This window comes from Mycolicibacterium canariasense, from assembly GCF_002101555.1.
In the GTDB taxonomy this organism is placed as follows: Bacteria; Actinomycetota; Actinomycetes; order Mycobacteriales; family Mycobacteriaceae; genus Mycobacterium; species Mycobacterium canariasense.
The window spans coordinates 52,563-76,904 of sequence record NZ_LQOL01000064.1; the positions used below are offsets into that span (position 1 = coordinate 52,563).

The 24,342-nt window shown below is 67.4% G+C and carries 24 protein-coding genes; 12 read left to right on the top strand and 12 right to left on the bottom strand.

Going from position 1 to position 24,342, the window contains the following annotated elements:
• Positions 1-79: 79 nt before the first annotated feature.
• The 10 genes from secY to AWB94_RS23255 all read left to right on the top strand — a co-directional run bounded on the left by secY (position 80) and on the right by AWB94_RS23255 (position 9,069).
• On the top strand, positions 80-1,405 hold the full coding sequence (gene secY, locus AWB94_RS23210) for a preprotein translocase subunit SecY (protein ID WP_062658217.1): 1,326 nt from the start codon (positions 80-82) through the stop codon (positions 1,403-1,405).
• 16 nt (positions 1,406-1,421) lie between these two features.
• The gene (locus AWB94_RS23215; RefSeq protein WP_062658216.1) at positions 1,422-1,967 is read left to right on the top strand and encodes an adenylate kinase; all 546 of its coding nucleotides are present in this window, start codon (positions 1,422-1,424) and stop codon (positions 1,965-1,967) included.
• A gap of 11 nt (positions 1,968-1,978) precedes the next feature.
• Entirely contained in the window at positions 1,979-2,779 is an 801-nt protein-coding gene (map, locus tag AWB94_RS23220) for a type I methionyl aminopeptidase (RefSeq protein ID WP_062658215.1), read from the top strand.
• 74 nt (positions 2,780-2,853) lie between these two features.
• Positions 2,854-3,369, top strand: a complete 516-nt coding sequence (locus AWB94_RS23225; RefSeq protein ID WP_024449900.1) for a sigma-70 family RNA polymerase sigma factor — start codon at positions 2,854-2,856, stop codon at positions 3,367-3,369.
• On the top strand, positions 3,366-4,085 hold the full coding sequence (locus AWB94_RS23230) for an anti-sigma factor family protein (RefSeq protein WP_062658214.1): 720 nt from the start codon (positions 3,366-3,368) through the stop codon (positions 4,083-4,085). Before AWB94_RS23225 ends, AWB94_RS23230 begins: the two co-directional genes overlap by 4 nt.
• Before the next feature lie 82 nt (positions 4,086-4,167).
• A complete protein-coding gene (locus tag AWB94_RS23235) occupies positions 4,168-5,850 on the top strand; it encodes a thiamine pyrophosphate-binding protein (RefSeq protein WP_109762434.1) in 1,683 nt (560 codons plus the stop codon).
• Entirely contained in the window at positions 5,828-6,475 is a 648-nt protein-coding gene (locus AWB94_RS23240; protein WP_062658212.1) for a hypothetical protein, read from the top strand. Before AWB94_RS23235 ends, AWB94_RS23240 begins: the two co-directional genes overlap by 23 nt.
• Before the next feature lie 7 nt (positions 6,476-6,482).
• The gene (locus tag AWB94_RS23245) at positions 6,483-7,490 is read left to right on the top strand and encodes a 3-oxoacyl-ACP synthase III family protein (RefSeq protein ID WP_062658211.1); all 1,008 of its coding nucleotides are present in this window, start codon (positions 6,483-6,485) and stop codon (positions 7,488-7,490) included.
• The gene (locus tag AWB94_RS23250; protein ID WP_062658210.1) at positions 7,487-8,539 is read left to right on the top strand and encodes an aminotransferase class I/II-fold pyridoxal phosphate-dependent enzyme; all 1,053 of its coding nucleotides are present in this window, start codon (positions 7,487-7,489) and stop codon (positions 8,537-8,539) included. The genes AWB94_RS23245 and AWB94_RS23250 overlap by 4 nt, the downstream gene beginning before the upstream one ends.
• Before the next feature lie 26 nt (positions 8,540-8,565).
• Positions 8,566-9,069: a MarR family transcriptional regulator gene (locus AWB94_RS23255; RefSeq protein ID WP_062658209.1), complete on the top strand. Its 504-nt coding sequence runs from the start codon at positions 8,566-8,568 to the stop codon at positions 9,067-9,069.
• A 4-nt stretch (positions 9,070-9,073) separates the two neighbouring features.
• Here AWB94_RS23255 and AWB94_RS23260 read toward each other — a convergent pair whose 3' ends face one another.
• From AWB94_RS23260 to AWB94_RS23270, 3 genes are read right to left on the bottom strand one after another with little or no spacing between them, the layout of a single operon-like run.
• Positions 9,074-9,646 (bottom strand): P-loop nucleotide/nucleoside kinase family protein, encoded by a 573-nt coding sequence (locus tag AWB94_RS23260; RefSeq protein ID WP_062658208.1) that lies wholly within the window; start codon positions 9,644-9,646, stop codon positions 9,074-9,076.
• Positions 9,646-10,980 (bottom strand): MFS transporter, encoded by a 1,335-nt coding sequence (locus tag AWB94_RS23265; RefSeq protein ID WP_062658207.1) that lies wholly within the window; start codon positions 10,978-10,980, stop codon positions 9,646-9,648. Before AWB94_RS23265 ends, AWB94_RS23260 begins: the two co-directional genes overlap by 1 nt.
• A 42-nt stretch (positions 10,981-11,022) precedes the next feature.
• Positions 11,023-11,667: a bifunctional 4-hydroxy-2-oxoglutarate aldolase/2-dehydro-3-deoxy-phosphogluconate aldolase gene (locus AWB94_RS23270; protein WP_062658206.1), complete on the bottom strand. Its 645-nt coding sequence runs from the start codon at positions 11,665-11,667 to the stop codon at positions 11,023-11,025.
• A 141-nt stretch (positions 11,668-11,808) separates the two neighbouring features.
• Here AWB94_RS23270 and AWB94_RS23275 point away from each other — a divergent pair, with 141 nt between their 5' ends.
• Entirely contained in the window at positions 11,809-12,585 is a 777-nt protein-coding gene (locus tag AWB94_RS23275) for a DeoR/GlpR family DNA-binding transcription regulator (RefSeq protein WP_062658205.1), read from the top strand.
• Between the two features lie 18 nt (positions 12,586-12,603).
• Here AWB94_RS23275 and AWB94_RS23280 read toward each other — a convergent pair whose 3' ends face one another.
• Both AWB94_RS23280 and AWB94_RS23285 read right to left on the bottom strand, forming a co-directional pair.
• Positions 12,604-13,821, bottom strand: a complete 1,218-nt coding sequence (locus AWB94_RS23280) for a GAF domain-containing sensor histidine kinase (RefSeq protein ID WP_062658204.1) — start codon at positions 13,819-13,821, stop codon at positions 12,604-12,606.
• Positions 13,818-14,504, bottom strand: a complete 687-nt coding sequence (locus AWB94_RS23285) for a response regulator (protein ID WP_062658203.1) — start codon at positions 14,502-14,504, stop codon at positions 13,818-13,820. The genes AWB94_RS23280 and AWB94_RS23285 overlap by 4 nt, the downstream gene beginning before the upstream one ends.
• Positions 14,505-14,588: 84 nt before the next feature.
• On the opposite strand from AWB94_RS23285, the gene AWB94_RS23290 reads away from it, so the two are divergent.
• Complete coding sequence (locus AWB94_RS23290; RefSeq protein WP_062658202.1) at positions 14,589-15,353, top strand: HAD family hydrolase; 765 nt, start codon at positions 14,589-14,591, stop codon at positions 15,351-15,353.
• Here AWB94_RS23290 and mmsB read toward each other — a convergent pair.
• The 7 genes from mmsB to AWB94_RS23325 all read right to left on the bottom strand — a co-directional run bounded on the left by mmsB (position 15,350) and on the right by AWB94_RS23325 (position 24,126).
• Positions 15,350-16,225, bottom strand: coding sequence for a 3-hydroxyisobutyrate dehydrogenase (gene mmsB / locus AWB94_RS23295; protein ID WP_062658201.1), 876 nt, complete (start codon positions 16,223-16,225; stop codon positions 15,350-15,352). The genes AWB94_RS23290 and mmsB overlap by 4 nt on opposite strands.
• A 28-nt stretch (positions 16,226-16,253) precedes the next feature.
• Positions 16,254-17,420, bottom strand: coding sequence for an acyl-CoA dehydrogenase family protein (locus AWB94_RS23300; protein WP_062658265.1), 1,167 nt, complete (start codon positions 17,418-17,420; stop codon positions 16,254-16,256).
• Positions 17,421-17,458: 38 nt separating this feature from the next.
• A complete protein-coding gene (locus AWB94_RS23305) occupies positions 17,459-18,979 on the bottom strand; it encodes a CoA-acylating methylmalonate-semialdehyde dehydrogenase (protein WP_062658200.1) in 1,521 nt (506 codons plus the stop codon).
• A gap of 174 nt (positions 18,980-19,153) precedes the next feature.
• Positions 19,154-19,999, bottom strand: a complete 846-nt coding sequence (locus AWB94_RS23310) for an LLM class F420-dependent oxidoreductase (RefSeq protein ID WP_062658199.1) — start codon at positions 19,997-19,999, stop codon at positions 19,154-19,156.
• A gap of 16 nt (positions 20,000-20,015) precedes the next feature.
• Positions 20,016-20,873 (bottom strand): LLM class F420-dependent oxidoreductase, encoded by an 858-nt coding sequence (locus AWB94_RS23315; RefSeq protein WP_062658198.1) that lies wholly within the window; start codon positions 20,871-20,873, stop codon positions 20,016-20,018.
• Positions 20,874-20,933: 60 nt separating this feature from the next.
• On the bottom strand, positions 20,934-22,400 hold the full coding sequence (locus tag AWB94_RS23320) for an ATP-binding protein (protein ID WP_062658197.1): 1,467 nt from the start codon (positions 22,398-22,400) through the stop codon (positions 20,934-20,936).
• 34 nt (positions 22,401-22,434) lie between these two features.
• Positions 22,435-24,126 (bottom strand): NAD(P)/FAD-dependent oxidoreductase, encoded by a 1,692-nt coding sequence (locus tag AWB94_RS23325; protein WP_062658196.1) that lies wholly within the window; start codon positions 24,124-24,126, stop codon positions 22,435-22,437.
• Positions 24,127-24,342 lie beyond the last annotated feature (216 nt).

The window sequence follows — 24,342 nt, forward strand, 5'->3', positions numbered from 1 at the left end:
CGCACGACTTGACCAAAACGCTGGATCAACCAGCCCCATTGGCACGCCGCGACAAGTGCTCGGCTGCGCAGGAGGAAGAGTGCTTTCGGCTTTCATCTCGTCATTGCGGACGGCCGACCTCAGGCGCAAGATCCTGTTCACGCTGGCAATCGTGATCCTCTACCGGGTCGGCGCATCGATCCCGTCGCCCGGCGTCAACTACCCCAACGTGCAGAAGTGCATCGAGCAGGTCAGTGGTGGCAGTTCCGCGCAGATCTACTCGCTGATCAACCTGTTCTCCGGCGGTGCACTGCTGCAGCTGACGGTGTTCGCCGTCGGCGTGATGCCCTACATCACGGCCAGCATCATCGTGCAGCTGCTGACGGTGGTGATCCCGCGGTTCGAGCAGCTGCGTAAAGAAGGCCAGGCCGGCCAGGCCAAGATGACGCAGTACACGCGCTACCTGGCGGTCGCGCTGGCCATCCTGCAGGGCACCAGCATCGTGGCACTGGCCGCCAACGGTGGCCTGCTGCAGGGCTGCAACCTCGACATCATCGATGACACGTCGATCTTCGGCTTGATCGTCATCGTGCTGGTGCTCACGGCCGGTGCCTCGCTCGTCATGTGGATGGGTGAGCTGGTCACCGAGCGCGGTATCGGCAACGGCATGTCACTGCTGATCTTCGCCGGTATCGCCGCCCGCATCCCGTCCGAGGGCAAGACGATCCTGGACAGCCGCGGCGGGATCGTCTTCGCCGCCGTCTGTGTGGCCGCCCTGGCGATCATCGTCGGTGTGGTGTTCGTCGAGCAGGGCCAGCGCCGGATCCCGGTGCAGTACGCCAAGCGCATGGTCGGCCGACGCATGTACGGCGGTACCTCGACCTACCTGCCGTTGAAGGTCAACCAGGCCGGCGTCATCCCGGTGATCTTCGCGTCCTCGCTGATCTACATCCCGCACCTGATCACCCAGCTGATCCAGAGCGGCCGGTCCGAGCCGAGTAACGGCTGGTGGGACCGGTTCGTGGCCAACTACCTGACCAACCCTGCCGACCCGGTCTACATCGCGATCTACTTCGGCCTGATCATCTTCTTCACCTACTTCTACGTCTCCATCACGTTCAACCCCGACGAGCGGGCGGACGAGATGAAGAAGTTCGGTGGCTTCATCCCCGGTATCCGGCCCGGTAAGCCGACCGCGGACTACCTGCGCTATGTGCTGAGCCGTATTACTCTTCCGGGATCGATCTACCTCGGTGTGATCGCCGTACTGCCCAACCTCTTCCTGGAGATCGGTAACTCCGGGTCGGTACAGAACCTGCCGTTCGGTGGGACGGCGGTACTGATCATGATCGGTGTCGGCCTGGATACGGTCAAACAGATCGAGAGCCAGCTCATGCAGCGCAACTACGAGGGTTTCTTGAAGTGAGAGAGGGTTCCCCAAAGTGAGAATCGTTTTGCTCGGCCCGCCAGGTGCCGGTAAAGGCACTCAGGCAGAGAAGCTGGCCGAGAAGCTTGGGGTCCCGCAGATCTCCACCGGCGACCTGTTCCGGCACAACATCTCGGGCGGCACGCCGCTGGGGCTGGAAGCCAAGAAGTACCTGGACGCCGGTGACCTGGTGCCCGCGTCGCTGACCAACGCACTGGTCGACGACCGTATCGACGATGACGACGCGGCGGCCGGGTTCATTCTCGACGGCTTCCCGCGCTCGGTGGAACAAGCCGAGGCGCTCAAGGAGATGCTGGCCAAGCGCGGCCTGACGCTCGACGCCGTGGTCGAGTTCCGGGTTCCCGAGGACGAACTGGTCGAGCGCCTCAAGGGCCGCGGCCGTGCCGACGACACCGAAGAGGTCATCCGCAACCGATTCAAGGTGTACCGCGAGGAGACCGCTCCGCTGTTGGACTACTACGCCGGCCAGCTCAAGACCGTCGACGCCGTGGGTTCCCTGGACGAGGTGTTCGCGCGGGCGCTGCACGCGCTCGGCCGCTGAAGTAGGCGATCGTGATCTCGGTGCCCGGACGGCGTAAGACCGTTGCGCAGCGCAGCGCCGGTGAACTCGATGCCATGGCGGCCGCCGGTGCGCTCGTCGCGGCGGCGTTGCAGGCCGTTCAGCGGGCCGCGGCGCCGGGGGTGTCCACCGGCGAACTGGACCGCATCGCCGAAGCGGTGATTCGTGATGGCGGCGGCGTGCCGTCCTTCCTCGGTTACCACGGCTATCCGGCCACCGTCTGCGCGTCCGTCAACGACCGCGTCGTGCACGGTATCCCGTCCGATGGCGAGGTGCTGGCCGACGGCGACCTGGTGTCGATCGACTGCGGGGCCATCCTGGACAAGTGGCACGGCGACTCGGCCGTCACCTTCGGTGTCGGTACCTTGATCGCCGCCGACGAACTGCTCTCCGAGGCCACCCGGCTGTCGATGGAGGCCGGCATCGCGGCGATGGTTCCCGGTAACCGGCTCACCGACGTGTCGCACGCCATCGAGACCGGCACCCGCGCCGCGGAGGCCCGCCACGATCGCAGGTACGGCATCGTCGCTGGGTACGGAGGCCACGGCATCGGCCGTGAGATGCACATGGACCCGTTCCTGCCCAACGAGGGGTCACCGGGGCGGGGCCCGTATCTGGCGGTCGGCTCGGTGCTGGCCATCGAACCGATGCTCACCCTGGGCACCACCAAGACCAAGATCCTCGACGACGAATGGACCGTCGTCACCACCGATGGTTCCCGCGCCGCGCATTGGGAACACACCGTCGCGGTCACCGCGGACGGACCGCGCATCCTGACCTTGCTGCCCGCTTGACGCGCCATCTCAGGGCAGACGCGTACCTTTGAACCGGATCACCACCCACGTCGTGTCAGAGACGGAGGTTGGTAGTGGACGATCCGGAGGCCGCAATGATGCGGGTGCTGTATGACGAGCACGCGGGCGCATTGTGGCGGTATGCCCTGCGGTTGACGGGCGATGCCGCCCGCGCCGAGGACGTGGTGCAGGAAACGCTGCTGCGGGCCTGGCGGCATCCCGAGGTGACCGCCGATCCGGACCGCCCCGCGCGTGCATGGCTGTTCACCGTCGCGCGTAATCTCGTCATCGACGAACGGCGGAGTGCACGGTATCGGAACGAGACCGGCACCCCCGACGTCGAACAGGCCGCCGACCGGGCCGGCCCCGACGAAGTGGATTCCGCGCTGGACCGGCTACTCATCAGCACCGCGCTGAGCGAACTCTCCGAGGATCATCGCGCGGTGGTCAAGCGTGCCTATTACCAGGGCATGACCACCGCCCAGATCGCCGCCGACCTCCAGATAGCCGAAGGCACCGTGAAGTCCCGCCTGCACTACGCGGTACGGGCGCTACGTCTCAATCTGCAGGAGATGGGGGTGACGCGATGACCGGGTTCGACACGATCTCCGACGGCGATCAGTACGCCACCTGGGACGCCTCCTATGTGCTGGGTGCGCTCTCTCCGGCCGAGCGGCGTGAATACGAGGCGCACCTGCGCGGCTGCGCCCGGTGCAGCGCCGCGGTGGCCGAACTGACCGGTATGCCCGCCCTTCTGGCGATGGTCGACGCGGCCGATATCGAGGCGATGGATTCCGGCGAACCCGCACCGGCCCCGCCGCCGGAACTCCGCGAACAGGTGATCGACCAGGTGCGTTCGCGCCGGCGCCGGTCCCGGTGGGTGACCACGGCCGCGGTGGGACTGGCGGCCGCGCTGCTGGCGGTCGGCGCCGTGGTGGCCATCCGCCCCGACGTCTTCGGCCTGCAGCAGGGCACCACCCAGCAGGCCGCGCCGTCGCTGGAGATGACCAAGGTCAACCAGACGCCGATCGCGGCGAGCATCACCATGTCCGGTTACACCTGGGGCACCCGCATCGATATGGCGTGCAGTTACGGCGACTGGGGACAGCGCGGCGCCAAGCCGCAGAACCTGGGAATGGTGGTGGTCGGCAAGGACGGCCGGCGCGACCAGATCGCCACCTGGCTCGGACTGTCCGGCGCCACCGCGCTGCCCAGCGGAAACACCCCGTTGCCGATGAACGAAATCGCGGCCGTGCAACTGGTTTCGGCGGACGACGGAAAGGTGCTGCTGGAAAGAAACCTGTGAATCGGTCCGATGAGTGAACCCGATCCGGACCGGGCGCGTGTCACCTGCAGAACGAGAAAGCGGGTGAGCAGTGTCCGAACAGGTGACCAGCACGCACCGGGTTGTCGACCACATCGTCGGTCGGCTGGCGCGGCACGGGGTACGGCACATCTTCGGCGTCGACGGCGCCAATATCGAGGATCTCTACGACGCGGCGCATTTCTGCGAAGAACTCACCGCGGTATTGGCCAAACACGAATTCTCGGCAGCGACAATGGCCGACGGGTATCGCCGCGGCGGTGCCGGGCTGGGGGTGGTGGCCGCCACCTCGGGTGGTGGTTCACTGAATCTTGTTGCCGCACTGGGGGAGTCGCTCACCAGCCGGATCCCGGTGCTGGCGCTGGTCGGCCAACCGCCAACGGCCATGGATGGCCGCGGCTCGTTCCAGGACACCAGCGGACTGGGCGGGGCGCTGGACGCCGAGGCGTTGTTCTCGGCGGTGTCGGTGTACTGCCGGCGGGTGCTGGACCCCGCCACCATCGATACCGCGCTGACCGAGGCGCTGGCCGCCACACGCCGCGGTCCCGCGGTGTTGTTGCTGCCAAAAGACGTGCAGCAGAGTCTCTTTGACGCCGATATCGACGCCAACGTAGCTGCCCCACTGCCGCCCAGCGTTTCGCTCGGCGATCCGGCCCCGATAGCCGCGCACCTGCGCCGGGCGCACGGACCCGTGACGATCATCGCCGGTGAGCAGGTCGCCCGCGACGACGCCCGCGACGAACTGGAACGGTTGCGTGCGATCCTGCGGGCCAGGGTGGCCACCGTGCCCGACGCCAAGGATGTCAGCGGCGCACCCGGTCTCGGTTCCTCTTCCGCGCTGGGCGTGACCGGCGTGATGGGGCATCCCGGTGTGGCCGAGGTGGTGGCCGACAGTGCGGTCTGCGTGTTGGTCGGCACCCGGCTGCCGGCCACGGCACGCGCCGGGCTGGACGGCGCGCTGGCCCAGGTCCCGGTGTTGTCGCTGGGGGCCGAACCGCCGTACCCGCCGAGCCTGCACGTGCACACCGACGATCTGCGCGGATCTCTGCGCATGCTCAACGCCGCGTTATCAGGTCCGCTTGGAGTCACTGTGCCCGAACGGATTCCGCATGCCGAACTGAGCCCGCCGGCTCATCACGGCGACGGGATCCGGTACCGCGACGCGATGGCCGCACTGGACCGGGCGCTGCCGGACGGTACCGACATCGTGGTCGACGCGGGAAACACCGGTGCGTCCGCGATCCACTACCTGCCGGTGCGCCGTGGCGGGCGATTCGTGGTGGCGCTCGGGATGGGTGGGATGGGCTACAGCTTCGGCGCCGGTATCGGAATGTGTTTCGGACGGCACCGGCGAACCGTCATCATCGCCGGCGACGGATCGTTCTTCATGCACGGCCTGGAGTTGCACACCGCCATCCAGTACCGCCTACCGGTGACCGTGGTGTTGTTCAACAACAATGCCCACGCCATGTGCGTCACCCGCGAGCAATTGTTCTACCGAGACCTGCACAGCTACAACCGCTTCGCGCCGAGCAAGCTCGGTGCCGGACTGTCCGCGATGTTCCCCGGCCTGCCCGCCGTCGACATTGCCGAGCTCGGCGCGCTACCCCAGGCGCTGCAGACCGCCCTCGATGCCGAGGGACCCTCGGTGGTCAGCATCGAATGCTCCGCCGATGAAATACCGCCGTTTGCACCATTTCTGGAGAACAAGGAGAGCCCCGCCCATGTCCCTGCCCGCACTCGCTGACATCACCGAGCCCATCGACGGTGTGGTCCGCATCGAGACCTCACCCCGGGAACAGGCCACGCCGATCATCATGGAGATGATGCGGTCGGTGTATCCACACGACCAGGTGTTCGGTGAATTCTGCCCCGTGAACGGTTATATCGACTGTCCACCGGCCGAACTCTTCGACTACCTGGCCGACACCCGCAGCCTGGAGGAGTGGACCTACAGCCTGCGCGGGTTCACGCCGACCGACGAGGACGGCCTGTGGTTGGCCTATGACCGGCTCGGTTCGGAGACCAAGATCTTCACCCGCACGGTGGCCAACCGCGACGCCATGACCGTCGACTACCACTGCGCCTGGGATCAGGGCCATCACCTGTGGATGATCTATCTGATGCGGGTCGTGGACGCGCAGGTCGTCCTCGACAAGCCGGGTTCGGTGGTGTTGTGGACCAATTGCCACCACCCGTTCTACGACAAGAACCCCTACCCCGAGACGGCACCGCCGGAGCGCCCGGTCTGGGTCGGCGATTTCTGGGACATGTTCGGCGCCGGCCACGAACTGGAGTTGCGCAACCTGAAGGCGATCGCCGAATACCGGCATCGCAATGGCCTGCCGATCACCCCCGACTGGATGAAGTGAGGTCCCGATGAATGTCAGCCTGCTCGATGTCTCGACCTATCTGCCCGGTGACCCGATCGGCGCGGACTACTACGCCCGGTTCGCCGACTCCGACGAACTGCGGGACAACTTGATGTTCCGGGCGCCCAAACACCGCCATCACGTCGCACCCGACGAGACCGCGACCGACATGATCGAACGCGCCGCCGCTGGATTGGTGCAGCGGCACGGCGCCGATGTGCTGTCCCAGGTCGACGTGCTGATCACGCACACCCAGTTGCCCGATATGCCGTTCTACGGTGGCGGCGGGGCGATCGCGCATCGCCTCGGCATGAAGCCGGGCTGGGTGGTGGATCTGCACAACGGCGGCTGCGCCGCGTTCGTGTTGGGACTGAAGATGGCCCGCAATCTGCTGGCCTCCGGCGAGGGGCGTACCGCGCTGATCGCCGTCGCGCAGAATGCGGCGGGCCAGATCTTCGACCAGGAAACGGTGCGGCGCAAGGCGCAGTCCTCGGTGCCGGGTGACGGTGCGGCCGTCGGGTTGGTGACCTGCTCGGATACGTCACCGATTCTGGATGTGGAGTGCCGCACCTACGGTGAGTTCGCCGGGGACATGACCATCGCGGTGGATCCGCCGCGCAAGTGGTGGGCCGCCGGCCCCGGCGAGGGTTGCATCGGCTTCACCGAGTCCAAGATCACCAAGGTGCTGGCCCGGGGCAATCGCCAGGTGCCCGAGGTGTCCTACGCGGTATGCGACCGAATCGGGTTGGCGCCCAGGGATATCGATCTGCTGGTCACCAATCAGCCGAACCGGGTGTTCCTGCGCAACTGGCGTGAGGCGCTGGAAGTTCCCAAGGAGCGGCACGTCGATACCTTCGACGACTGCGGCAACCTGTTCGCGGCCGGGATCCCGATCAACCTGGACCGCGCGATCACCGAAGGCCGGGTGAAGGCCGGCGACACCGTCCTGATGGCGGCCTTCGCGCATGCCGGCGACTTCGCCGGTGCGGCCGCCGTCCGATGGGGCGGGCGATGAGCATCCCGGATGGGGTGCTGGCCGACGTATTCGACACCCTCCCGGCCGCTCAGGATCCGCTTGCCTTGTCGCTCAACGAGATCCCCTTTCCGCCGCTGCCGTCGGTGCGGTCGGCACTGGTTGCCTCGATCGGTGTGGCCAACCGGTACCCCGAGTTCCTGCCCGAGCGATTGCGTGGCCTGATCGCCGAGCACCTCGGTGTCGACGAGGCCCAGGTGGTGATCGGCACCGGTGCCACCGGTGTCATCATGCAGGTGCTGCAAGCGGTCACCCGGCCCGGCGACGCGATGGTGATGGCGACGCCGACCTTCGACGGTTACCCGATCTTCGCCCAGATCGCCCGGCTGCGGTCGATCCCGGTCGCGCTGGACGCCTACGGTCACCACGACCTCGACGCGATGGCCGCCGCCGCCGCTGCGGGAGCCCGGGTGGTGGTGGTGTGCCGGCCGCACAACCCCACCGGCACCGTGGAATCGGCCGCGGCGCTGCGTCGCTTCCTGCGTGCGGTGCCGGTCGACACGATCGTGGTGCTCGACGAGGCCTATGTCGAGTTCCTGGCCCCCGAACACCGGCTGGACACCCGGGAGCTGGTGCGGCGCCACCCGAATCTGGTTGTGGTGCGGACTTTTTCGAAGGCGTACGGGCTGGCCGGCTTGCGCATCGGCTATGGGTTCTGCGGTTCCGAGCTGGCCCGTCGACTCTGGACGATGCAACTGCCGTTCGGCGTGGGGCTCACCGGCCTGGTGGCGGTGGCGGCCTGTTACGGCGCCGAAGACGAGATGCGCCACCGCATCCGGATCATCGACACCGAGCGCAGGCGACTGCGCACCCAGTTGTCCGGCCTGGGCATCTACAGCACGGACGCGCAGGCCAACTTCGTCTACCTGCCCGCCCCCGGCGGGGACCGGACGGTGTGGCGGCAGGTGTTCGACGGTCAAGGGCCGCGGGTCCGGCACTACGGCGACGGCGGCGTCCGCATCACCGTCGGCATGCGGCCGTCCACCAAGGCCGTGTTGTCCGCCGTCGCCGGGTTCCGCGCTGGTGGCTGAGTCGCGGCATGCGGTAAGAACAGGGGATGCCCTCTCCGCCGGACAACCGTGATCCGATCGCGCTGGCGCGCGCCAACTGGGAACGCGCGGGCTGGGGCGATGTGGCCGACGGCATGGTGGCGGTCACCTCCGTGATGCGGGCGCACCAGATTCTGCTGGCGCGTGTCGAGACCGCGCTGCGCCCCTACGACCTCAGTTTCTCGCGATTCGAACTGCTGCGACTGCTGGCGTTCAGCAGCACCGGTGCGCTGCCGATCACCAAGGCATCGGACCGCCTGCAGGTGCACGTCACCAGCGTCACCCACGCGATCCGGCGGCTGGAGGCCGACGGTCTGGTGGAACGCCTGCCACACCCGACCGACGGCCGCACCACGCTGGTGCGGTTGACCGATCTGGGCCGTTCCACCGTCGAGGACGCCACCGAGACGCTGAACAAAGAGGTGTTCGCCGACGTGGGTGTCTCGCCGGAGGATTCCCGGGCGCTGGCCAGGGCCATCGAGACCCTGCGCCGGCACGCGGGGGATTTCTAGCCGATCAGCGCATCCCGTCGAGGAACGTCAGGTCGACGGAGTCGCCGCTGCTGTCGACGTCGACGCAAGTGACGTCCGACCAGCGGACGTCTCGCGCGCTGGCGCGGGCCCAGAATTCGTCCCAGTGCTCCAGCTTCCAGGTGTCCCGGCTCAGACCTCGCCGGACGATCCGGCGGCGAATCGTGTCGGCGTCGGTCACCACCCGGATCACCAAGCGTTGTGCCGGTGGCCATTCGTATTCCAGGCTTGCGCGGGTCAGGAATTCGGTGTCGTCGAGGAATGCCCCGAAGGGCGCGTCCAGCACCACTGACGTGCCGGCTCGCAGGCAGTCGCCGGCCACGCGGAGCAGCGCCGCGTACTCGAGCGGCATGACGTTGTCGACGTAGTAGGGATTGTTGTCGCGATCGTGAGGGTCGTGGCCGGCCAGACGCAGGATCTCTTCGGTCAGACCGCCGACAATGGTGTCCTTGTCGAGATGGGCGGCACCGAGCCGACACGCCAGTCGCCGGCTCACGCTGCTCTTGCCCGACCCGGCCGGACCGAGCACCACTGCGACGACCGGGGTTGCAGCTGTCATCAGGCCCGGCTCCTGTCGCGGACGAACAGTCCGTAGGACACCGCTCCGACCAGGAGCATTACGCCGCCGATCACGAAGACGTAGTGATAGTTGCCGCCGGTTCTGTCCAGGATGATTCCGGTGACCACCGGCGCGCAGGCAGCGCCGAGGAACCCGCCGAAGTTCTGGATTGCGCCGAGTGACGAGACCTGATGGTCGGGCGCGATATCGGAGGCGAGCGTCCAGATCACGCCGATCGGTACCTGGGCGAAGAAATACCCCACGCACAGCAGCACGATGCTCAGCACGGTCGACTGCACATACGCCACGGGCAGCACGGCGGCGGCCGCGAGAACGGCGCCGACGACGATGGGCAGCTTGCGCGCTCGCAGCACCGGGAGCCCGCGGACCACCAGCGCGCGGGACGCGAAGCCGCCGGCAAGCACGCCCGCGATGCCGCACAGATAGGGGAGCGCGGCCACCCAGCCGACTTCCTTGAGGCTGAAGCCACGAGACTTCTCCAGGTAGCCCGGCAGCCAGGTCAGGTACACCCACACTGTGTAGAAGATGCCGAACGCGCCGATGACCATGAACCAGGTGTTGGGCTTGCCCAGCAGGGCTGCCCAGGTGCGCATCGTCGACTCCTGCGTCACGCCGGCGGCATCGGTCGCTTCCTGCTCCGCTGCGCTGAGCACGCTGTTCTGCTTGATCGACGCCTCTTCCTCCGGCGTGGGGTTGCGGTAGGCAAGCCACCACAGCGCGACCACGACGACGCCGGTTACGCCCAGCACGACGAACATCCCGCGCCAGCCGAAGGCGATGATGAGGAAGGTGAGCAGCGGCGGTGCGATGGCGTTGGCGATCTGGGATCCGGTGTTGACCACGGCGAGCGGGATGGACCGTTCGTCCTTGGCGTACCAGCGTTCCGCGACTTTGAGTCCCGATGTGAAGAACGGTGATTCGGCGATGCCCAACGCCACCCGAGCCGCGTACAGCGGACCGAAGCTCGAGGCCACCGCGGTCAGCATGGTGACCGCGGACCAGGCCCCGGCCGCTGCGGCGTACATCTTCTTGGGGCCGAACTTGTCGACCAGGAAGCCGGCCGGCAGGTTGGCGATCGCGTAGGGCCAGGAGAAGGCCGACAGCAGCAGGCCCATCTGAGTGTTGGACAGGCCGAGGTCACCGGCGATGGTCGTGTTGCCGACGCTCAGCGTGCTGCGGTCGAGGTAGTTCACGATCCCGCCGAGCACCAGCAGCGCGACGAACATCCAGCGGAGTCGGTTGAGGGAGGCCGCTATGGTGCGGCGGGGCGTCTGGCCGGTGTGGCGGTGAGAGGCCGTGGCTGGAGTGGTCATGCGGGCGTTCCTCGGGGTCGGTTGCTGGGCTGGGTGGGCGGGTCAGGCTCGAATGTCCGCGAGGAGGTCGAGGAATTCGGTTGCGGCCGTGCGGATTCGGTCTGTGTCCAGCTCGGGGCCGCCGGCGCGGGCGATGTGGCCGGCGACGCCGACCGCTACAGCGCCCGCAGCGAACCACTCGCCCACGTTGTCCGGGGTGACGCCGCCGGTCGGACAGATCGGGATGTGCGGCAGGGGGGCGCGCAGGCTCGTCAGATAGGCCGGGCCGTGCAACTCGGCGGGAAAGAGCTTCACCAGATCGGCTCCGGCTCGGTGTGCCTGCACCACCTCGGTGGGAGTGAAGGCGCCACTGATGGCGGCGACATCGCGTGACTTCGCGGTGGCGATCACGTCCGGGGCGACATGAGGAGTGACCAGGACGGTGGCCCCGGCGTCGAGGGCCTGTTCGGCGAGGTCGGCATCGAGAACCGAGCCGGCGCCGACGCTGATCTCGTCGCCGTACTCCTTGCGCAAGCGGGAGATCGCCCCGAGGGCGTCGGGCACGGTCAGCGGGATCTCCAGGACCGTGAAACCGCCGGCGATTGCGGCGTGTGCAATGCGCTCGGCGGGGTCGGCCGCCGCGGTGCGAAGGATCAGGATGGCGCCCGTGCGTTCGAGCAGGGACAAGGTGCGCTGTGCTGTGATCACCGTCTCACCATACGACAAAGTTTCACAGATATGAACATAAAGAGTGAATTTTTGTGACCCTGAGTGAGATGGGTGCGTCGCGCCGCCGCCGTGTGCTCGGCACCGGCACACTCGAAGCGTCCGACGAGCGTCAGGAAAGTGATGATCCCCTTCCAGCGGCACAAAGCGCTGATGGAGTTGCTGCGAATCCACGGTGTCCTGAGCACGAAGGTGCTGACGGACGAGCTCGGTGTGTCCCACATGACGGTTCGCCGCGACATCGCCCGGTTGGAGGCGGACGGACTCGTCGAATCGGTGGCCGGCGGTGTGCGTCTCGTCGATGCCGGTGATGGTCAGACGCCGACGGGACGCCGGCAACGCGCGGAACTGCAGATCGCCGCCAAGCAAGCGATAGCGTCTGAGGCCGCTGCGCGGGTCGCCGACGGCGCGACGATCTTCATCGACGCGGGCACCACATGTGAGGCGCTCGTGCCGCATCTGGTCCGCAAGAGAAACCTCACCGTGGTCACCAACGATCTGTACTCGGCGGTGGCGTTACTCGAGCACCCGCAGATCGAAGCCGTCCATCTCGGTGGCGGCATTGACGCCGAAAGCGGCTCCACCACAGGGGCGTTGGCCACCAGGATGTTCGAGGTGCTGACTTTCGACGTGTGTCTTCTCAGCACGGGTGCATGGAGCCTGGAAGGAGGCCTGACGGTGCGCCGCGCCAGTCAACTGGCGCTCAAGCAGGCCGCCATGGCGGTGAGCCGACGCAACATCCTGCTCGCCGACGCGTCGAAATACGGTGCGACCGCGGCGTATCGCGTCATCGGCTTGGCCGAGCTCGATGAAGTGATCACCGACGCCGGCCTCGACGCCACCAGCACGAAGCTTCTCGCAGATGCCGATGTCGCGGTGTGTCTGGCAGGCGGGCGGTGAAGCCGGCGGCCCGGCCGGTCATACCGATGGCACCGGGATGGTCGCCGTCACCGCGGTACCGGATCCGGGGCGGGACCTGATGTTGAGCCGCCCGCCCACGATCTCGGCGCGTTCGGCCATCGACAGCAGGCCGTAGCCGCCCATCTCGTCGCTGCCCAACGGGTTCTCGAAGGTGTCGAAACCGACACCGTCGTCCACGATCTCGAGACGCGCGGTGTCGTCCTTTACCGCGAAACTCAGCCTGGCCGTGCCGGCCTGCGCATGCTTGACGACATTCTGCAGGCATTCCTGGGCGATCCGGTACAGCGCCACCTCGATGTGGTCGGGCAGCCGTTCGTCGGCCAGGTCCAGCTCCAGGCGTAGCTGGGGCACCGAGCGCGCCAGACTGGCCAATCCGCCGGCCAACCCGAGATCGTCGAGCACCGGTGGCCGCAGGCCGCCGATCGCCGTGCGCGCCTCCTGCAGGGTGAGGTCGACCAGTTCGCGGGCTCGACGCAATTGGTCTCCCGCCCTGGACAGTTCGGCGGGACTTTCGGCCACCGTGCGGGTGGCGGCATCCAGCCAGTACGACAGGGTGATCAGCCGTTGCGAGATGCCGTCGTGGATATCGCCGGCCAGTCGCCTGCGCTCGATCTCCTGGGCCTGGATCACCTGTTCCACGAAGTTCTCGTGGGCCCGTTCGCGGGCCACCAACTGCCGGTGCAACCGGGCCTGGTGCATGGCGCCCGCGATCAGCCTGCCGATCACCAGGAGCAGCTCGACATCGCGCGCACCGAATTCGCGCCGGGCCACCGTGTGCACATTGAGCACCCCGACCAATCCACCCGGATCGGTCTCCATCGGCACCGAGACCATCGACGTGAAATCGGAGCCACGCAGCGTCTCGAACGGCCGGTAGCGCGGGTCGGCTTCCTTGTCGGCGATGATCACCACGGGCTCGCGGTGGCTGGCCACCCAGCCGGACACGCCTTCGCCCAGCGGCAGCCGGATCCTGCCGACCTCGCTGTCGAACGGCGGCGTCGCGCCGGTCAGCGTCAGGGACCGTTCGGTGTCGTCGAGCACGTGCACGAAGCACACGTCGGTGCCGGTGGCCGCCGTGATCATCCGGGCAGCGGCGGCGGCCAGGGGTTCCACCCCCGGCCCGCTGGACGCGGCCTGGATGAGTTCGCGCAGCAGAGCGAGTTCGCGATCGGCGGTCAGGACGTTGCGGCCCGGGGCAGGGGCCGGGTCGCTCATCGGTAGATCCCCTCGCGCAGCGCCGTGGCGACGGCACCGGTGCGGTCGGTGACGCCGAGCTTGCGGTAGATGGAACTGAGGTGGCTTTTCACCGTTTCGTCCCCGATCACCAGCTTGGTGGCGATCCCGCGGTTGGACAGCCCGTCGACCACATAGGACAGGATCTCGCTCTCCCGCTGGGTGAGGCCCTGCCGCGCTCCCGGCCAGAACTCGTCGCGCTGCAGGCGCGCGGCGGTGTCGGCGGCCCTGGCGGCCATCCCGGGATCCAGTGCGGTCTGACCCAGATGCACGAACTCCAGCTGCCGGACCAGTTCGTCACTGCCGATGCTCTTGAGCAGGTAGCCCGATGCGCCCACCCGCAGCGCCTGGAACAGGTACTGCTCGTCGTCGTATACCGACAGCATGACGACCTTGCGGTTCGGATCGCGTCCGCGCAGTTGCAGGCACAGATCCAACCCACTGGACCCCTGCATCCGGACATCGCAGAGCACGATGTCGGGGTCGAGTTCGTCGACGACCGCCAGTGCGCGGTCGGTGCCGACGGCCTGGCCGACCACCTGCACCCGGTCACCGAAGGCGGCGAGCATCGCCTTGAGCCCCTCGATGACCATTTCGTGGTCGTCGACCAGGACCAGGCGTAGAGCGGTGCGTGGACCGCTCTCGGGTGCCGGCTGGCTAGCCATGGCGACCATTGTCCGCAAGTTGGCCTCCCAAATCCCCCCTTTGGGGGAGGCCGGCAAGGTGTGACCTGGGCCACGCTGTGAGGTATGCGGGACGATACACCTGGGCGATGTTTCTGGTGGGATGCTGGTCGGCCTGCGGGGGCTGTCGTCGAGGAGCTGCGGGCCGTCGTCTTCGACGTGGACGGCGCGCTGGGGGATATCGAGCGGGACGGCCAGCGCCGCGCGTTCAACGCTGCCTTCGCCGAGCACGGCTTCGATATCACCTGGTCGGTAGCCGAGTACGGCAGGCTGGTACGGATCGGCGACGAGCGTCGGCGCATCGCGTCGGCGCTGCGCCGGCGCGGGTACGGGCGGATCAGCCCGGAGATCGCGAGCTATATCCAGCACACCAAGAACGACATCTTCGTCGAGTGGGTGCTCGACGGTGACGTCACACCGCGTACGGGGCTGGTCGACCTGGCGAACCGCCTGTATGCCGCCGGCATCTCGATCGCGGCGGTCAGCGTGGGATCACCGGTATGGGTGGAACCCTTGGTGCGTCAGCTGATCGGTGAGGGCATCGCCGAGGTGGTGGTCACCCCGGATGACGTGTCGCCGGCTCGCGAACCGGATTTGCACGGCCACGCGCTGTGGGAACTGGGTATCGGCCCGGAGTGCGCACTGGCGATCGCCGGATCGGCGCACGGGCTGCGCGCCGCCGCGGCGGCCAAGCTGGCCACCGTGGTCGTCCCGACCGCCTACACCGCCGGCCAGGATTTCACCGGTGCCGCGGCCGTCCGTGGTGATTACGAGGGGTGGACGGTCGACGGGTGCGTGCGGTTGCACCGGCACTGGTGGAATCGCGGTTAGCCTTCGCGCAGCAGCTCGATGACGGCGCTGAAGTCCTTGTCGGCGTGCTCGGCGGCGAACTTGCTGTAGATCTCGGCGGCGTGCGTGCCCAGCGGTGCCGTCGCGCCGGTGGAGGCCACCGCGGCCATCGCCAACCCGAGATCCTTGTTCATCAGGGCGGTGGCGAACCCGGGCTTGAAGTCGTTGTTGGCCGGCGACGTCGGTACCGGTCCCGGAACGGGGCAGTTCACCTGCACCGCCCAGCAGTTGCCGGTGGCGCCGGTGATGACGTCGTAGAGCGACTGCTTGTCCAGGCCGAGCTTCTCGGCCAGTACGAACGCCTCGCCGACGGCGATCTGCTGCACCGCCAGCACCATGTTGTTGCACACCTTGGCGGCCTGCCCGGCACCGGAGTCGCCGCAGTGGATGATCTTGCCCGCCATCGGTTCCAGCACGGGGCGGCCGCGTTCCACCGCTTCGGCGGCACCGCCGACCATGAATGCCAGCGTCCCGGCCGCCGCGCCCTTGACGCCACCGGACACCGGCGCGTCCAGCTGCGCGAAACCGTGCTCGGCGGCGAGCTTGTTGACCTCGCGGGCGTCGTCGACGGAGATGGTCGAGCTGTCGATGAACAGCGCGCCCGCCGTCGCGGCCGGCAACACCTCGGCGTAGCAACTCTTCACCAGCGCGCCGTTGGGCAGCATGGTGATCACCACGTCGGCACCGGCCACCGCTTCGGCTCCGGAGGCGAACACGGTGACGCCGTTGGCTTTTGCCGCCTCGATGGCGGCCGGAACCGGATCGAACCCGCGTACGGTGTGCCCGGCGGCCACCAGGTTGGTGGCCATCGGGCCGCCCATGTGGCCGAGTCCCAGGAATGCGATCGTGCTCATGGCGAGTCCTTTCTACGCCGCTATGCCGCTAGGCCGAGGCCCGTGCGGCGGCTGCGCGGCCGATCACCACGCGCATGATTTCGTTCGTTCCTTCGAGGATGCGGTGCACGCGCAGATCCCGGACGATCTTCTCCAGTCCGTATTCGCGCAGATACCCGTACCCACCGTGCAGTTGCAGTGCCTGATCGGCCACGTCGAAGCAGGAATCGGTGACGTATCGCTTGGCCATGGCGCACAGCGTCACCTTGTCCGGGTGGTTGTTGTCCAGTGCTGTCGCGGCCCGCCACAACATGTTCCGCGACGTCTCCAGTGCGGTGGCCATGTCGGCCAGCGCGAACCGGATGGTGGGTTCGTCGAGCAGGGCGGCGCCGAAGGCCTGCCGGTCGGCCAGATAGGCGACGGCCTTGTCGTGGGCGGCTTGCGCCCCACCGAGTGAGCACGCGGCGATGTTGAGCCGGCCACCGTTGAGACCGTTCATCGCGATCCCGAAACCGGTGCCCTCCGAACCCCCGAGCAAGGCGTCGGCCGGAACCCGGACGCCGTCGAACACCACCTGTGCCGTGGGTTGGGCGTTCCAGCCCATCTTCGCCTCATTGGCGCCGAAACTGAGTCCCGCAGAACCCTTTTCGACGACGAACGCCGAGATGCCCTTCGGTCCCGGTGTGGTTTCGGGATCGCCGGTCCTGGCCATCACCACGTACACATCGGAGGCGCCGGCACCGGAGATGAACTGCTTCACCCCGTCGAGCACGTAATCCGATCCGTCCCGGACGGCCTTGGTGCGCAAGGCGGCGGCATCCGAGCCGGCGCCCGGTTCGGTCAGGCAGTAGCTGGCGATCGAGGCCATCGACGCCAGCCGCGGCACCCACGTCTTGCGTTGCTCGTCGGTTCCGTAGGTGTCGATCATCCACGCGCACATGTTGTGGATCGACAGGAAGGCCGCGATGGTGGGGTCGGCCGCGGCGAGTGCCTCGAAGATGCGCACCGCATCGAGGCGCCGCAGCCCGCTGCCGCCGGTGTCCTCGTTGCAGTAGATGGCCGCCATCCCGAGTTCGGCGGCCTCGCGCAGTACATCGGTGGGGAAGTGGTGGGTCTGGTCCCACTCCAGCGCATGCGGTGCGATGCGCTTCTCGGCGAATGCGGCCGCCGTCTCGGCGATCACGCGTTCGTCGTCATCGAGGTCGTGCAGGTCCACCGTCATCGTCTCCTCGTGCAAGCGCTCATCCGCGCCAGCTACTTCATCGTCGGGATGACGAACTCGGCGCCATCCTTGATCCCCGAGGGCCAGCGCTCGGTGACGGTCTTGACCTTGGTGTAGAACTGGATCGAGGCCGGGCCGTGCTGGTTCAGGTCGCCGAAGCCGGAGCGCTTCCAGCCGCCGAAGGTGTGATACGCCACCGGCACCGGGATCGGTACGTTCACCCCCACCATGCCGACCTGCACCTTGGAGACGAAATCCCGGGCGGCATCACCGTCGCGGGTGAAGATCGCGACGCCGTTGCCGTACTCGTGCTCGGTCGGAAGACGCAGGGCCTCTTCGTAATCGGCGGCCCTGACGATGCACAGCACCGGACCGAAGATCTCGTCGGTGTAGATGGACATGTCGGTGGTGACATGGTCGAACAGGGTGGGGCCGATGAAGTAGCCCTTGGACAGATCGGCGTCGCCGAAGGTGAGGTCGTCGCTGGCGCGTTCGCGGCCGTCGACCACCAGTTCGGCACCGGCGTCCACGCCCTGGCCGATGTAGTTGCGCACCCGCTCCAGCGCGGCGCCGGTGACCAGCGGCCCGTAATCGGCCTTGGGGTCCAGGCTGTGGCCGACGCGCAGCTGGTTGATCCGCTCGACCAGGCGGGCGCGCAACCGATTCGCGGTCTCTTCGCCGACGGGCACCGCGACACTGATGGCCATGCACCGTTCGCCCGCGCTGCCGTAACCGGCACCGATCAGGGCGTCGACGGCCTGGTCCAGGTCGGCGTCGGGCATCACGATCATGTGGTTCTTGGCACCACCGAAGCACTGGGACCGCTTGCCGTGCGCCGCGGCGGTCGAGTAGATGTACTGCGCGATATCCGAACTCCCGACGAAGCCGACGGCCTGGATGGCGGGGTGCTCCAGGATGGCGTCGACGGCCTCCTTGTCGCCGTGCACCACCTGGAAGACCCCCGGTGGCAGGCCGGCCTCGATGAACAGTTCGGCCAGCCGCACCGGAACCGACGGGTCGCGCTCGGAAGGCTTGAGCACGAAGGCATTTCCGCACGCCAACGCCGGTCCGGCCTTCCACAGCGGGATCATGGCCGGGAAGTTGAACGGGGTGATCCCGGCGACCACGCCGAGCGGCTGGCGGATCGAGTACACGTCGATACCGGTTCCGGCGCCCTCGGTGAATTCGCCCTTGAGCAGGTGCGGGATGCCGACGGCGAACTCGATGACCTCGATACCGCGCTGGATGTCGCCCAGCGAGTCGGCCACCGTCTTGCCGTGCTCCAGCGACAGCAGTTCGGCCAGCTCGTCGGCGTTCTGGTTGACCAGGTCGATGAACCGCATGAAGACCCTGGCCCGGCGCTGCGGGTTGAACGCGGCCCACTCCTTCTGGGCCTCGGCGGCGCCGGCGACCGCGGCGTCGACATCGGCGGCCGATGCGAGCAGCACCTGCGCCTGGACCTCGCCGGTGCTGGGGTTGAGCACGTCGGCGGTGCGGGTCGAGCCGGCGGCGGTGCGCCGGCCGTTGATGAAGTGCTGAATCTGTGTGGTCATGGCGTCCGTCCAAAGGGTGTGCACGAAGAATCCCGATCAGGAGATACTTGCATATCCTAGTAATGGCGCAGTGTGGTTGGCAAGGTCTGGCTCCGAGCGGGTCCCATGACGAGAAAAATCGGCAAGCGCAGCGTGGCTGCGCTTGCCGATCAACGGGATTGAAGGGAAGCCGATCTAGCCCTTCAGGCCGAGTGGCCCGGCGAGCGCGGTGAGTGTGGGCAACAGTTTGTCCCATCCGCCGAGCACCTGGATGGTGACGTGGTCGGCGCCGGCGTCGATATGTTCGGCCAGCCGCGCGGCGATCGACTCGGCCGTCCCGTGCGCCACCACCGCGTCGATCAACTTGTCGCTGCCCGGCTTGGCGATGTCCTCCTCGGTGAAACCCAGCCTGCGCCAGTTGTTCAGGTAGTTGCTCAAATTCAGGTAGAAGTCGACGGTCTCACGGCCGATCCTGCGGGCCTCGGCCGTCGCCTCCGCGGACCCGTCGGTGAGCACCACCTTGTGCTCCGGAGCCAGGAAAACGCCGTCGCCCAATATCTTTCGAGCTTCGGCGGTGTGCTCCGGGGTGGTCAGGTACGGATGCGCACCGGCGCTGCGATCACGGGCCAGCCGCAGCACCTTGGGGCCCAGCGCGGCCACCACCCGGCGCTGCGCCGGCACGTCGGCGGCGTCCAGCGCGTCGAGGTATTCGACCAGCACGTCGTAGGGTTTGCGGTACTCCTCGGTGTGCTCGGGATGGCCGATGCCGATACCCAGCAGGAACCGTCCGGGATGGGACTTCTCCAGCCGGTGATAGGTCTCGGCGGCCTGACTGGCCGGCGACGACCAGACGTTGATGATGCCGGTGGCCAGTTGCAGCGTGTCGGTGCTGTCCAGAATGGCCTCGGCGAACGGCAGATCACCGGAGGGTGAACCGCCGATCCACACCGCGCCGTACCCCAGTTGCTCGATGGCCGCCGCCTGCTCGGGTGATACCTTGCCGAACGTCCACACCCCGTACCGGCCCACGTCGATCGTCATCACAATCCCTTTCGGTTCACCGCAGGCCCAACGGCCCGGCGAGTTCGGTCAGAGCGTCCAACACCTTGTCCGGTGACGTCAGAACCTGCACCGGGACGTGATCGGCGCCCGCGTCGAGGTGCTCGCGTAGCCGAGCCGCGATCGCGTCGACGGTTCCGTAGGCGACCACCGCGTCCACGAGACGGTCGCTGCCCGGCTTGGCCACGTCAGCATCGGTGAATCCCAGGCGTTTCCAGCTGTTGAGGTAGTTGTCCAGATTCAGGTAGATCTCCAGGGTCTTGCGGCCGGCGGCGCGCGCCTGCTCGGCGTCGGTGGTTACCGCCACTTTGTGTTCGGGCGCGATGAAGGCATCGGCGCCGAGGAGCTCCCTGGCCCGCTTGCTGTGTTCGGGCGTGGTGAGGTACGGGTGTGCGCCCGCGGATCGGTCAGCCGACAGTTGCAGCACCTTCGGGCCCAACGCGGCCACCACCCGGCGGTGCTTGGGCACCCCGTGCTCGTCGAGCCTGTCCAGGTACGCGTTGAGGGCGTCGAGCGGCTTCTGATACTCGGTGATGGCCTCAGGGTGGCCGACACCGATGCCGAGCAGGAAGCGGCCGGGATACGCCTTCTCGATGCGGTGGAACGACTCGGCGGTGGCGCCCCCATCCGCGGTCCAGATGTTCACGATGCCGGTGGCCACCTGCAGGGTTTCGGTGGCGGCCAGGATCGGTTCGACCCAGTCCAGTTCGGCGGGCGGCGAGCCACCGGCCCAGACGGCGCCGTAGCCCAGCGCCTCGATCTTGCGCAGTTGGGCGGGGGAGAACTGTTGCCACTGGGTGTAGTGGCCGAAGACGCCGAAAGGGCCGAGATCGGGTTTGGCTGTGTTCTGGGTCATGGTTCAGATCAACCGGTCGCCGGTGCGGCGGTATTCCGATTCGATCCGCATGAGCAGAAACTATTCGCCGGGGTCGGCCTCGGCGGGGCGCGGTGCGACCAGCGGCAGGCAGATGATGAACCGGGTGTTGCCGGGTTCGGACATCACCCGCAGATCACCGCCGTGCTTCTCGACGACGATGCGCCAGGCCAGGTCCAGGCCCAGGCCGGTGCCCTCGCCGAACGGCTTGGTGGTGAAGAACGGGGTGAAGATGCGACCGATGATGTCCTCGGGGATCCCCGGGCCGTCGTCACAGATCTCGACGCGGATCATCTGATCGCTCTCGCGTGCCGTGCGGATGGTCAGGGTGCCGTGCCCGTCCATGGCCTGGATCGCGTTGTCGATGATGTTGGTCCACACTTGATTGAGATCGCCTGGGTAGCACTGCAATTCGGGCAGCGACTTGTCCATGTCCTTGACCAGGGTGATCGGCTTGCCCTGATGCCCGATCTTGTCGCCGAACATCATGATCGTGCTGCGCAGCAGTTCGTGCACGTCGGCGCTCTGATAGGAGCCGCGGTCCATCTGCGAGTACTGTTTGGCGCCGGCCAGCAACGCGGAGATGCGCCGGCTGGCCTCGGCGATCTCGTTCATCCGCAGCTCGGTGTCGATGGTGTACTTCAGCCAGCCGATCGCGCTCTGCAGCGATGCCGTCGCATCAGCGTCCTCACAGGACACCGAGATCCGCTCCAGCCAGTCGATGTCCAGGCCCGCCTCGACGAACGTCGGCGCATAGTCCCAGGCGCTGGCGATGCCGTGGTCCTCCAGCCATTCCCCGATCTGGTCCTCGCGGTCGGAGGTCTCCAGCGCCGTCAGCTCCAAGCCCTTGCTCTTGGCGACCTGTTCGGCCACCTGGTCCTGGATGGTGATCAGCACCCGCAGCGCGTCGGGGGAGAACTTGCCGTCGGCGAGCATGGCCAGTTTGTGCCGCATCTTGCCGACACCCTCGCGCAGATCGGCCACCGCACGTGCGGTGGCCGCCGCCGGATTGTTGAGCTGATGGGTGAGCCCCGCGGTGATGGTGCCCAACGCCAGCAGCTTCTCGCGCTGCCCGATGATCTGGCTCTGCCGGCGGCCGCCGACCAGATGGCCCTCCAGCAGGTGCACGGCCATCGGGAACTGCGAGCGCATGAAGGCCGCGAACCCCTCGGCGTCCAGCACGAACACCCGGGAGGGCTCCACCAGCCGAACCGAGGCCTGGTAGATGTGTTCCTCACCCGGGATGTAGGCCGACCACGCGCCGAAGTACACGCCCCGCTGCGAGGTGCGGTTGGTCTGGATGTCGACGCCGCCGGAACGCTTCGACATGATCAGTTCGCCGTCGATCAGCACATAGAAGCAGGTGGCCGGGTCCCCTTCGGTGACGATCGGCCCGGCCGGGAACGTCTCGATGGTGCCGGCCTCGCACAGCGTGTCGAGCTGCTCGTCCGACAGGTGCTCGAACAGGAACAAGGTCCGAAGTTCGTCGCGCACGCAGGTCTCGCCCATCGTTGTCATCTACTCCCGTCAAGCCGGCCGGCCATCATGCTTCTGCCAAATAGCGGTGCACCAGCATCACCGCCATCGACCCCTCGCCGACGGCGGCCGCCACCCGCTTGGCGGATTCGGCGCGCACATCTCCTGCAACAAACACACCGGGCACACTTGTTTCCAAATGGTGCGGCGGACGTTCCAGCGTCCATCCGCACACGTCGCGCAGGTCCGGTCCGGCCAGGATGAACCCGTGGTCGTCGCGGGCCACCACACCGTCGAGCCATTCGGTACGCGGGGTGGCGCCGATGAAACAGCACAACCGGGTCGAGCGCACGTCCTCGCGTTCGCCGGTCCGCTTGTTCTCCAGCGTCAGCCCCGCCAGGTGGTCGTCCTCGGCGGTGGTGCCGACCACCTCGGTGCAGGTACGCACGTGGATATTGGGGGTCTGCTCGATCTGCTGGATCAGGTAATAGGACATCGAGGCCTCCAGCGACGGCCCGCGCACCAGCAGGGTCACCGACTTGGCCTCCCTGGCCATGAACATGGCCGCCTGACCGGCCGAGTTGGCGCCCCCGACGATGTACACGTCCTCCCCGGCGCACTCCGAGGCGTCCGACACCGATGCGCCGTAGTACACGCCCTTGCCGATGAGATTGGAGTCCTCGGCCGCCGAACAACCGGTGACCGACAGTTCCCGGTAGTCGACGCCGGTGGCCAGGATGACGGCACGGGCACCGATGGTGCTGTGATCCTCGAACGAGATGGTGCGGGCGGTGCCGACCTCGCCGGCCTGCAGTTTGATCGCCTTGCGGGTGGTGATCACCTCGGCGCCGAACCGTTCGGCCTGCCGGCGGGCCGTGGTGGTCAGCTCGACGCCGGAGATCCCGTTCTCGAAGCCGAGGTAGTTCTCGATGCGCGAACTGCGCCCGGCCTGCCCGCCGGTGGTGGCCCGCTCGATGAGCACGGTGTTCAGCCCCTCGGAGGCGCCGTACACCGCCGCCGCCAGCCCGGCGGGCCCGCCGCCGATGACGGCCAGGTCGTACATCTCCAGGGACGGGTTGGTGGACAGCCCCAACAGGTCGGCCAGTTCGGCGTCCGAGGGTTCGACCAGCGGGGTGCCCTCCTCGGTGATGACGACCGGCAGTTGCCTGCCGTCGAGCCCGGCCGCGTCGAGCAGCTGCTTGCCCTTGGGTTCCTCGGCGGTGAACGCCTTGAACGGGTAGCCGTTGCGGGCCAGGAACTGGCGCACTTCCCAGGACCGCGGATTCCACTGGTGTCCGATGACCTTGGTGTAGGGGATGGCGCGGTCGCCGACCGCGTGCCAGGCCTCCAGCAGTCCGTCGATCACCGGGTACAGCTTCTCCTCCGGCGGGTCCCATGGCTTGAGCAGGTAGTGGTCCAGGTCGACGACGTTGATGGCGTCGATGGCGGCCGTGGTGTCGGCGTAGGCGGTCAGCAGGACGCGGCGCGCCATCGGGTAGAGGTCCATCGCGGCTTCGAGGAATTCGATACCGCTCATCTGCGGCATCCGGTAGTCGGCCACGAACACCGCCACGGTGTCGCCGCGCAGCTTCAGTTCGTGCAGGGTTTCGAGCGCGTCGAGGCCGGATTCGGCGCGCACGATGCGGTACCGCTCGCCGTAGTGGCGGCGCAGATCGCGGGCCACGGCACGGGACACGGCAGGGTCGTCGTCGACGGTGAGGATTACGGGTTTGCGGGGCTGGGCCGCGGGTCCAGTCATATCGCCCTCAATTATGCTCCCGCCGTCCACTGATTTGGCGGTTGACCTCCGCACATGGCCGCCGGAGGCGGCGGCCTGCGGCGATTTGGGTGCAGCCCGCGCAGAGGGTATTGTGGAACAACGGTGCGGCCTCCGCGCCGACTGTTTGCGTGCCTGTCCATGGACCCTGTGTTTCGCCGGAACCAGCGTTCTGCCGATCCAGCCCACGTCTTGTAG

Bases quoted from the DNA above. Each gene is read 5' to 3' on its own strand.
- AWB94_RS23230 (WP_062658214.1), top strand. From the start codon at position 3,366: ATGACCGGGTTCGACACGATCTCCGACGGCGATCAGTACGCCACCTGG.
- AWB94_RS23240 (WP_062658212.1), top strand. From the start codon at position 5,828: ATGTCCCTGCCCGCACTCGCTGACATCACCGAGCCCATCGACGGTGTG.
- AWB94_RS23245 (WP_062658211.1), top strand. From the start codon at position 6,483: ATGAATGTCAGCCTGCTCGATGTCTCGACCTATCTGCCCGGTGACCCG.
- AWB94_RS23250 (WP_062658210.1), top strand. From the start codon at position 7,487: ATGAGCATCCCGGATGGGGTGCTGGCCGACGTATTCGACACCCTCCCG.
- AWB94_RS23255 (WP_062658209.1), top strand. From the start codon at position 8,566: ATGCCCTCTCCGCCGGACAACCGTGATCCGATCGCGCTGGCGCGCGCC.
- AWB94_RS23260 (WP_062658208.1), bottom strand. From the start codon at position 9,646: ATGACAGCTGCAACCCCGGTCGTCGCAGTGGTGCTCGGTCCGGCCGGG.
- AWB94_RS23265 (WP_062658207.1), bottom strand. From the start codon at position 10,980: ATGACCACTCCAGCCACGGCCTCTCACCGCCACACCGGCCAGACGCCC.
- AWB94_RS23275 (WP_062658205.1), top strand. From the start codon at position 11,809: ATGATCCCCTTCCAGCGGCACAAAGCGCTGATGGAGTTGCTGCGAATC.
- AWB94_RS23280 (WP_062658204.1), bottom strand. From the start codon at position 13,821: ATGAGCGACCCGGCCCCTGCCCCGGGCCGCAACGTCCTGACCGCCGAT.
- AWB94_RS23285 (WP_062658203.1), bottom strand. From the start codon at position 14,504: ATGGCTAGCCAGCCGGCACCCGAGAGCGGTCCACGCACCGCTCTACGC.
- AWB94_RS23290 (WP_062658202.1), top strand. From the start codon at position 14,589: ATGCGGGACGATACACCTGGGCGATGTTTCTGGTGGGATGCTGGTCGG.
- mmsB (WP_062658201.1), bottom strand. From the start codon at position 16,225: ATGAGCACGATCGCATTCCTGGGACTCGGCCACATGGGCGGCCCGATG.
- AWB94_RS23305 (WP_062658200.1), bottom strand. From the start codon at position 18,979: ATGACCACACAGATTCAGCACTTCATCAACGGCCGGCGCACCGCCGCC.
- AWB94_RS23310 (WP_062658199.1), bottom strand. From the start codon at position 19,999: ATGACGATCGACGTGGGCCGGTACGGGGTGTGGACGTTCGGCAAGGTA.
- AWB94_RS23315 (WP_062658198.1), bottom strand. From the start codon at position 20,873: ATGACCCAGAACACAGCCAAACCCGATCTCGGCCCTTTCGGCGTCTTC.
- AWB94_RS23320 (WP_062658197.1), bottom strand. From the start codon at position 22,400: ATGGGCGAGACCTGCGTGCGCGACGAACTTCGGACCTTGTTCCTGTTC.
- AWB94_RS23325 (WP_062658196.1), bottom strand. From the start codon at position 24,126: ATGACTGGACCCGCGGCCCAGCCCCGCAAACCCGTAATCCTCACCGTC.